Raw genomic sequence first — 7,717 nt, forward strand, 5'->3', positions numbered from 1 at the left:
CAGAAAAAGGATAACTAGATAGCAAGTGATATTCTAGTAGGTTCGGTTCAGACATAATCGTGTAAGACCTAAGTAAGGGAAACCAGAAAGGGCTGTGATTAGCTCAAGAATCCTCACGCCTTTAGGCCCAGGAGTGTCAAACTGGAAGCAGATCGAAATTATACTTGTAACCATTCTATTTATCATGACACCGAACCCTGCCTTTTCCATGGACGATTTTGCCAAAGCTCTTGATCAATACGATTATCAATTTGAAAAAGGGCAGATCGTGCGCGGGAGAGTCGATCAACACACCTCCGATGGAGCATTCATCGATATTGGCGGCAAATCCTCCGCTTTTATTTCTTTAAGGGAAATTTCCCTGGAAAATGTTCCTTCCATTGCCGAAGCTTTACCCATAGATGCAGAATTCGATTTTCTGATTACCCGTGGACAGGATGCGGAAGGACAAGTTACCCTGTCTCTGCGGCAATTATTACTGCAAAAAGCTTGGGAAAATGTCAGGGAAATCTCTGAAAGTGGCAAGTCGGTGCAGCTGCGCGTCACGGGGGTGAATAAGGGGGGAGTGACGGGAGAAGTGGAGGGATTAAAAGGATTTATCCCTCGCTCCCATTTAATCGAAAAAAATGATTTAGATTCCCTGATCGGACAACTTTTAACCGCAACTTTTATTCAAATCGATCAAGAAAATAATAAATTAGTTTTATCTCAGCGAGAAATTGCTCGCGCTAACGCTATCAGTCAATTAGCTGTGGGTAAATTATTAAGTGGCACCGTGGTTAAATTACAACCCTACGGTGTCTTTGTCGATTGCGGTGGAGTGACGGGATTACTCCATGCTAAACAGGTGACAGGAGCCTCTTTTAATTCTCCCATGACTTTCTTTAAAGTTGGTCAAGCAATTAAAGTGGTAGTCGCGGAAATTGACGAATATAAAAATCGCATTTCCCTATCCACAAAAATCCTCGAAGCACACCCCGGCGAAATTCTCGAAAACTTTGCAGAAGTCATGGAAACAGCAGCAGAAAGATTAAAACAAGCTCAGGAAAAAACACCCGAAAGTTAGCGTAGGGTGGGTTAGGCGACAATAATTTAGATATTTTACCACCTATTTAGTATTCGCCGTAACCCACCATCAGTTATCAGGTGAATTTGTCTCCTCTCTCCTGTCTCCTTTTTACTTGACCAAGATGTTTCAAGATCGGATAGCAATTTTAGGGACTATGCACGGAAAAGAGCGGGTAATTGCACCGATTTTAGCGCAAGAAATAGGACTTAAGGTGATTGTACCCGATAATTTTGATACCGATCGCTTTGGCACTTTTACCCGGGATATTAAGCGCATCGGGACACAAATTGAAACCGCTCGCAGAAAGGCACAACAAGCGATCGAGCTTTCGGGATACGATATCGGAATTGCTAGTGAGGGTAGTTTTTATCCCTATCCCAACTTGCCGCTAGTTTCCTGTAATCGTGAATTGATTTTATTGTTCGATCGAGTCCATAATCTAGAAATAATTGGTCAAGCAATAGTCACGGAAACTAATCACGCTCACCAAACTGTAACTAATCTAGCAGATGCTTTAGAATTTGCCGAAAAAATAGGGTTTCCTAGTCATGGTTTAGTGGTGATGTTTGATAAAAATTCTCTCGACTCCGAGAATATTTTTAAGGGAATTACCGACCGGAAAAATTTAGTTAAAATTGTTGAAGATATTCTTGACAAAAACGGCAAAGTACACCTAGAAACCGATATGCGTGCTATGCACAATCCCACGCGCATGAAAGCAATTGTTGCCGCAACAGCAAATCTGGTTCAGAAACTTAATCAATTATGTCCTAATTGTGGTTGTCCGGGGTTTGATATTATCGAAATAACATCGGGTTTACCCTGTGGTTTATGTCACTTTCCCACCTCTTTAATTAAACTGGAACTATACGGTTGTCAAAGGTGTGATTATCGAGAGGAAAAACTCTTTCCCAACGGTCAAAAAACCGCCGATCCGATGTATTGTGAATATTGTAATCCTTAAAGATAGCTTTTCTATGGAAAGAATTTTAGAACCAGAAGTAATGGATGATCGGGAAGAAGCGCTCGAATATGATGCCATGGACTTCACCGAAGTTAATACTAATTTCGCTAAAGAAGCCGTACAATTGGCCGGTATTAATGCTAGGGTGTTAGATGTAGGAACCGGTACTGCACGCATTCCGATTATGATCAGTCAACTACGTCCCCAATGGCAAATTATCGCTATTGATCTGGCCGATTCTATGTTAGAAATTGGTCAAAAAAATATCCTTAATGCTAACTGTCAAGAACAGATCAAATTAGAGAAAGTTGATGGAAAAAATCTTCCCTACCAATCCGAGCAATTTGATTTAGTTATTTCTAATAGTTTAATCCATCATCTCGAAAATCCTCTGCCTTTTTTACGGGAAATTAAGCGAGTTTTAAAACCCAATGGTGGCATTTTTTTAAGAGATTTATTCCGTCCCGATTCCGAGGAAATAATCAAGGGGATGGTGAGGGAAATCGATCCTAATTTTTCTCCCCGACAAGCGCAACTATTTCAAGACTCGTTGCGAGCGGCTTTTACCCTAGCAGAAATCGCAGATTTAATCCAGCAGTCGGGCTTAGAAAATGTTAAAATTTATCAGTCTTCCGAACGTCATTGGACAGCTATAAAAACGAGTAAAAACTAATCAATAAATAAGGGGAAAAGCGAGTTATGAAAGTTGGACTTTTGGGAACGGGATTAATGGGAACGCCAATGGTAGAAAGATTATTAAATCAGAAAATTCCTGTTATTGCCTATAATCGCACCTTAGAAAAATTGACACCTTTACAGCAGTTGGGAGCCAAAACAGTTAGCTCTCCTGAGCAAGTAATTCAAGAGGCAGATTGTCTGATTTTAATGTTAACTAATGCCGCCGCTATCCAAGAGGTTTTAGGATTAAATTCCGAGCAATCCAACTTTAATAATCGTACTATTATCCAGATGGGAACCATTGCTCCTTCTGAAAGTAAACAACTGCGAGATCAAATTGTTGCTAAAGGGGGAGAATATCTAGAAGCACCCGTGTTAGGAAGTATTCCCGAAGCTAAAAAGGGGACTCTCTTAGTTATGGTGGGAGCAACGGAGAAACAGTTCCATCAATGGTCAAATTTATTAGCACATTTTGGTCAAGAACCGATGTTAATCGGGGAAGTGGGAACCGCTGCGGCGTTAAAATTAGCTTTAAATCAATTAATTGCCGCTCTAACCAGTGCTTTTGCTTTGAGTTTAGCTTTTTTATCCCAGCAAGGAGTAGAGCTAGAAAAGTTCATGACTATCCTGCGTCAAAGTGCCTTATATGCGCCTACTTTTGACAAAAAATTAACCAGAATGTTAGAGAAAAATTATGCTAACCCTAATTTTCCCACTAAACATTTACTCAAAGATGTCAATCTCTTTTTAGAGGAATCGGAGAGGTTAGATTTAACCACTTTTCCCCTAACAGGAGTACAGCGCCTTCTTGAAAAAGCTTTAGAAATGGGATTCGCAGAACAAGATTATTCAGCTTTATACGGGGCGCTGAAAAAAGAATTATAAACCGCTTGCCAACATCAAAAAGACTCTCTTTGGTTTGTCTAGTCGGACAAAAGTAAACATTCGACCTCTTGTAAAAATCAAAAATTGTTGTTAGGGTTAGGAGTCAGTAGCCAGTAGTCAGTAGTCAGGAGAATTAAGAATGAATAATAATCAATTAAATGGTCTATTTACAAATTTTAGGCAATTTAATCCTTATTTTTGAGGCTTATTATTAAGATAACTGCAATACTTACTTTACTGATAGGAAAAAAAACGGTAAAAGGCTTTAAATTTTCCTTAAGCTTTGTTGAGGTAGCCAGAAGAGGGGGTTAGAGTAGGAAGTGATGGAATTTTGGGCATATTTTTCTATGACGCTGACTGAATTTGGATTATTAGCGGGTTTACTTGCCCCCGGTATTCTACTCTCGATTTTGGTGATGGTGAGTTTTGCCAAAGGGGGCTAAAAACTGATAGAGACACCGATGAAAGTGTCTCTGTCTTGGGTGAAGATTAATCTATTTTTGGTTTTTTGCCCAATTTAATTGATTCTGTAGCTAACAAAATTGATTCTAAATGATGGCGCTTCTCCACTTGACCGAGGAAATAACCTGTCATCATCGCTGAAGCGAGAAGATTAGCCAAATTCTCGCGGTCGGTGGTAATTTGTACCGCAAAATCCTCTGAGGGCAACATTCCCACCAATCCCTTGACGTTTTGCGAGATAATATCTTTAATTTCGCTACTGACCGATTGGGCTATTCTCTCAAGGGTTTCAGGATGCTGCTGCTGGAGATACTGCATCAAACAGTTATCATTTTGTTCTTCGGTTTCCCAGGGAAAAAAATCAGGATTAAAAGTCATCAGAACTCCCACGCTGTAGTGGTTATTAGATTTAGGTTAACAAATCGCTCTTCTCGATTGCCCGAAGTCACCCCCATCTTCTTCAAGTTTAGCTCAGTGATTCAGGAACATTCACCCCTAATATACCCTCTCTCTCCTTATTCCTGATCGGTAGGTTCCAGAATACCTTGTTCCCTAAGATTGTCAACCTCGAAATATTGATGAAATTTATCGGTTACTTCTAACCAGTAGGATCTGCCTTCGTTTTGCTTGCGTTTTCTCACAAATCCTCGTTCTACCAAGTCCTGAACCTGTTGATAGGCCGTACTGCCTCGTAAATTAATTAAATCCGCTTGTAAAATCGGTTCTTTTAGTGCGATCGCTGCCAAAGTACGGAGGGTTCCCGTACCTAATTCGGCCGGGATCAGGTCTTCGATCAAATTCTGATAAGCTGACCGCAATTGTAAACTATAACCGAGGGGGGTTTCCACCACTGCCAAGGCACTATCCCGGTGGGCATAATCGGACATTAATTCGATCATGGCATCTTCCACCGTCAAGCGATCGCTGTTAGTTAATGTCACCATCTCGGTTAAGGGGACAGGCTGCCCTTTTAGATAAAGTATCGCTTCTAGACGGGTAGCTAGTCTGATCTCCTGGTGGGGTTCCGCGCTCAATCTCGACTACCTAAGTTTAGACAATGATTTGATATTCTACTAGAAGACGAACGAGAAAATTATGGAAACTTTTTGGAGTCAGGTTTTAGACTTTTGTTATCAGGCTACCGGCCAAGTGGGCGATCGCTTACTGGCTGATTTTGGCAAATTACAGGCCACCAATAAAGCAGACGGGACTTTAGTGACGGCTGCCGACCGTTGGTCCGATGGCCAATTGCGATCGCTAATTGCCAGCACTTTCCAGGATCATGGAGTCTTAACCGAGGAAACTACCCATATTTTCCCGGAGCAAGAATGGTGTTGGGTAGTGGATCCGATCGACGGCACAACTAATTTTACTCGCGGTGTTCCCATCTGGGGCATTTCCCTAGGACTTCTCTACCGAGGGACTCCCGTGTTCGGATTTGTTTATCTCCCCTGCCTTAAACAGGCCTATTATGGTTATTGGTGCGGTGAGACGGGTTTAACCGGTCCGGTGGGGGCCTACCGCAACGGTCAACCGATTCACACCAGCGACGATTTTCCTAGCAAAAATCATCTGTTTAATCTCTGCGCTCGTAGCACAGATGTACTAAAAAATCCCTTTCCCTGCAAAGTGCGGATGATAGGAGTGGCTAGTTATAATCTGCTTTTGGTTGCCGATGGCACAGTCTTGGGAGGAGTGGAAGCAACCCCGAAAGTCTGGGATATTGCCGCGGTTTGGGCAATTCTACAGGCTGCGGACGGAGTATTTATCTCTTTAGGAGAAAAGATTTTTCCCTTGCGGGTAGGGGAAAATTATCGGGATCGATCCTATCCCTGTTTAGCCGTGGCTCGATCGAATTTAGCGCCGGTTTTCTTGCCTTTAGTCGGTTTTCTCAAGGATGTTCCTTGAATGGAGAATTGCTCAGGTTAGAATAGCTGCATTTATTGGTTTTATCTCTATTTATATTTATTTCATGAGTTTTGATACTTCCTCTCTCAGCGAACGCAACGATAAAGCCGAAGTCTATCAGCCAGTAATTATTCGCCTCGAAAATGTGTCTAAAATCTATGGCAGTGGCGAAACCATGGTTAAAGCCCTCAATAACATCAATTTAAGCCTAAAAAAAGGGGAATATTGCGCGATTATGGGGGCTTCGGGTTCGGGAAAATCCACAGCGATGAATATTATCGGCTGTCTTGATCGTCCCACCTCGGGGTCTTATTATCTAGAAAATCTGGACGTTTCCACGCTGCCGGATGGGGATTTAGCTCAGATTCGCAATCGTAAAATCGGCTTTGTTTTCCAGCAATTCCATCTTCTACCCCAGATGAGTGCGCTAGAAAATGTCATGTTACCGATGATTTATGGTGGGGTTTCTCCCCAAGAAAGAAAGGAAAGAGCGATCGCTGCTTTAACCAAGGTAAAATTAGATAATCGACTGCACAATAAACCCAATCAATTATCGGGGGGACAACAGCAGCGCGTCGCTATTGCTAGGGCAATTGTCAATCAACCTATATTATTACTTGCCGATGAACCGACAGGGGCGCTCGACTCGAAAACTACCCAAGAGGTGATGGCTATTTTCTCGGAATTGAATAACAGTGGCATTACTATCGTGATGGTAACTCACGAGGCTGATGTGGCGCGTCACTCTGGACGCATTATCTGGTTTAAAGATGGTGAAGTGGTTTATCCTAATCTCGCACCGACGGATTTACACGAGGTGATTGGGTAGGGTGGGAATTTTTTGGTAATCAGTGAAAAGAAAACGGCAACTTCCTAATTAAAAACCACGCTTCCCATCATCGCTGTTAGGGATTGGGAAGAAAACCAAAAAGTTTAGCTGCCCCTCCTAAAATGGCAACGACCAAAGCGATTAAAATCCCTCGATTGGTAAATTCCTGATTAGCGACTCTTGCAGTTAATCCTTTAATTTCTGTGGTTAGTCGCTCATCTAAGGTTTTAATCTCCCCTTTTAACTCCGATTGTCCTATCTCTAGCTTGTTGACATCTCTTTGTAGAGAGTCTATTTTCCCCTCAATCCTTGTCAGAACAGCTTCTAGGGAATAAGTCACGGTTTCGTTAGACATGAGCTAAACTCCTATATTTTGATCAGGGTAATCGCCTTATTTATGGGTTGCCACCGAGTAGAGAAAATCTAATGGCGACGGTGATTATTGCCCCGATGCCGGCACTAATTCCCCCAACAATCAGAGGTAAAATTAACCCCCGAAATCCCTGTAAGTCAGAAACAGACTTAACTAAAATAGATTGCTCGTTTTCTACTTTTTCTAATCTTTTATCGATTCCCTCAACCTTAAACCCTAAGGCTTTAATCTCCCCTTTTAACTCCGATTGTCCTATTTCTAGCTTGTTGACATCTCTTTGTAGAGAGTCTATTTTCCCCTCAATCCTTGTCAGAACAGCTTCTAGGGAATAAGTCACGGTTTCGTTAGACATGAGCTAAACTCCTATATTTTCCTATGTTGCGATCGCTACAGTGGAGTCCCATTCTCTTGACATCCTCACCGCCGTAAACGGACGGCGATTCCCAAACCTCACGATTTAGGTTTCTGCTTCTTTCCCTTGCGGGGTTTCGCACCTGCCTTAACAGATTTACTCTGTTCTGGTCTTATGGTCGCTCTACAGACTGACAC

At 42.1% G+C, this 7,717-nt stretch carries 10 protein-coding genes; 6 read left to right on the plus strand and 4 right to left on the minus strand.

The genetic code is table 11. The features are described 5' to 3' along the window. Window positions 1–208: 208 nt before the first annotated feature. The 4 genes from IM479_RS14370 to IM479_RS14385 all read left to right on the plus strand — a co-directional run bounded on the left by IM479_RS14370 (window position 209) and on the right by IM479_RS14385 (window position 3,596). Window positions 209–1,066, plus strand: a complete 858-nt coding sequence (locus IM479_RS14370; protein WP_287686226.1) for a S1 RNA-binding domain-containing protein — start codon at window positions 209–211, stop codon at window positions 1,064–1,066. A 124-nt stretch (window positions 1,067–1,190) separates the two neighbouring features. After that, complete coding sequence (locus IM479_RS14375; RefSeq protein ID WP_287686222.1) at window positions 1,191–2,033, plus strand: DUF6671 family protein; 843 nt, start codon at window positions 1,191–1,193, stop codon at window positions 2,031–2,033. Between the two features lie 13 nt (window positions 2,034–2,046). Continuing rightward, on the plus strand, window positions 2,047–2,706 hold the full coding sequence (locus tag IM479_RS14380; protein ID WP_287686223.1) for a class I SAM-dependent methyltransferase: 660 nt from the start codon (window positions 2,047–2,049) through the stop codon (window positions 2,704–2,706). A 26-nt stretch (window positions 2,707–2,732) separates the two neighbouring features. Then, on the plus strand, window positions 2,733–3,596 hold the full coding sequence (locus tag IM479_RS14385) for an NAD(P)-dependent oxidoreductase (RefSeq protein ID WP_286825037.1): 864 nt from the start codon (window positions 2,733–2,735) through the stop codon (window positions 3,594–3,596). A gap of 489 nt (window positions 3,597–4,085) precedes the next feature. On the opposite strand, the gene IM479_RS14390 is transcribed toward IM479_RS14385, so the two are convergent. Then, window positions 4,086–4,436: a DUF760 domain-containing protein gene (locus IM479_RS14390; protein WP_002803308.1), complete on the minus strand. Its 351-nt coding sequence runs from the start codon at window positions 4,434–4,436 to the stop codon at window positions 4,086–4,088. A gap of 137 nt (window positions 4,437–4,573) precedes the next feature. Further along, complete coding sequence (gene scpB / locus IM479_RS14395; protein WP_286825035.1) at window positions 4,574–5,092, minus strand: SMC-Scp complex subunit ScpB; 519 nt, start codon at window positions 5,090–5,092, stop codon at window positions 4,574–4,576. A 61-nt stretch (window positions 5,093–5,153) separates the two neighbouring features. Between scpB and IM479_RS14400 the strand changes: the two genes are divergently transcribed. Together IM479_RS14400 and IM479_RS14405 are read left to right on the plus strand one after the other, a co-directional pair. Then, window positions 5,154–5,966 (plus strand): inositol monophosphatase family protein, encoded by an 813-nt coding sequence (locus tag IM479_RS14400; RefSeq protein ID WP_287686224.1) that lies wholly within the window; start codon window positions 5,154–5,156, stop codon window positions 5,964–5,966. A gap of 64 nt (window positions 5,967–6,030) precedes the next feature. Further along, window positions 6,031–6,795 (plus strand): ABC transporter ATP-binding protein, encoded by a 765-nt coding sequence (locus tag IM479_RS14405; protein WP_286825033.1) that lies wholly within the window; start codon window positions 6,031–6,033, stop codon window positions 6,793–6,795. Between the two features lie 76 nt (window positions 6,796–6,871). On the opposite strand, the gene IM479_RS14410 is transcribed toward IM479_RS14405, so the two are convergent. Continuing rightward, window positions 6,872–7,150, minus strand: a complete 279-nt coding sequence (locus IM479_RS14410) for a DUF4164 domain-containing protein (protein ID WP_286825032.1) — start codon at window positions 7,148–7,150, stop codon at window positions 6,872–6,874. A 40-nt stretch (window positions 7,151–7,190) separates the two neighbouring features. After that, the gene (locus tag IM479_RS14415) at window positions 7,191–7,520 is read right to left on the minus strand and encodes a hypothetical protein (RefSeq protein WP_287686225.1); all 330 of its coding nucleotides are present in this window, start codon (window positions 7,518–7,520) and stop codon (window positions 7,191–7,193) included. Window positions 7,521–7,717: the final 197 nt, after the last annotated feature.

Source organism: Microcystis sp. M165S2 (genome assembly GCF_020245885.1).
Taxonomy (GTDB): Bacteria; Cyanobacteriota; Cyanobacteriia; order Cyanobacteriales; family Microcystaceae; genus Microcystis.

Excerpts from the sequence above, each read along its gene's own strand:
- IM479_RS14380 (WP_287686223.1), top strand. The coding sequence starts at position 2,047 with ATGGAAAGAATTTTAGAACCAGAAGTAATGGATGATCGGGAAGAAGCG.
- IM479_RS14410 (WP_286825032.1), bottom strand. The coding sequence starts at position 7,150 with ATGTCTAACGAAACCGTGACTTATTCCCTAGAAGCTGTTCTGACAAGG.
- IM479_RS14405 (WP_286825033.1), top strand. The coding sequence starts at position 6,031 with ATGAGTTTTGATACTTCCTCTCTCAGCGAACGCAACGATAAAGCCGAA.
- IM479_RS14400 (WP_287686224.1), top strand. The coding sequence starts at position 5,154 with ATGGAAACTTTTTGGAGTCAGGTTTTAGACTTTTGTTATCAGGCTACC.
- IM479_RS14390 (WP_002803308.1), bottom strand. The coding sequence starts at position 4,436 with ATGACTTTTAATCCTGATTTTTTTCCCTGGGAAACCGAAGAACAAAAT.
- IM479_RS14415 (WP_287686225.1), bottom strand. The coding sequence starts at position 7,520 with ATGTCTAACGAAACCGTGACTTATTCCCTAGAAGCTGTTCTGACAAGG.
- IM479_RS14385 (WP_286825037.1), top strand. The coding sequence starts at position 2,733 with ATGAAAGTTGGACTTTTGGGAACGGGATTAATGGGAACGCCAATGGTA.
- IM479_RS14370 (WP_287686226.1), top strand. The coding sequence starts at position 209 with ATGGACGATTTTGCCAAAGCTCTTGATCAATACGATTATCAATTTGAA.
- IM479_RS14375 (WP_287686222.1), top strand. The coding sequence starts at position 1,191 with ATGTTTCAAGATCGGATAGCAATTTTAGGGACTATGCACGGAAAAGAG.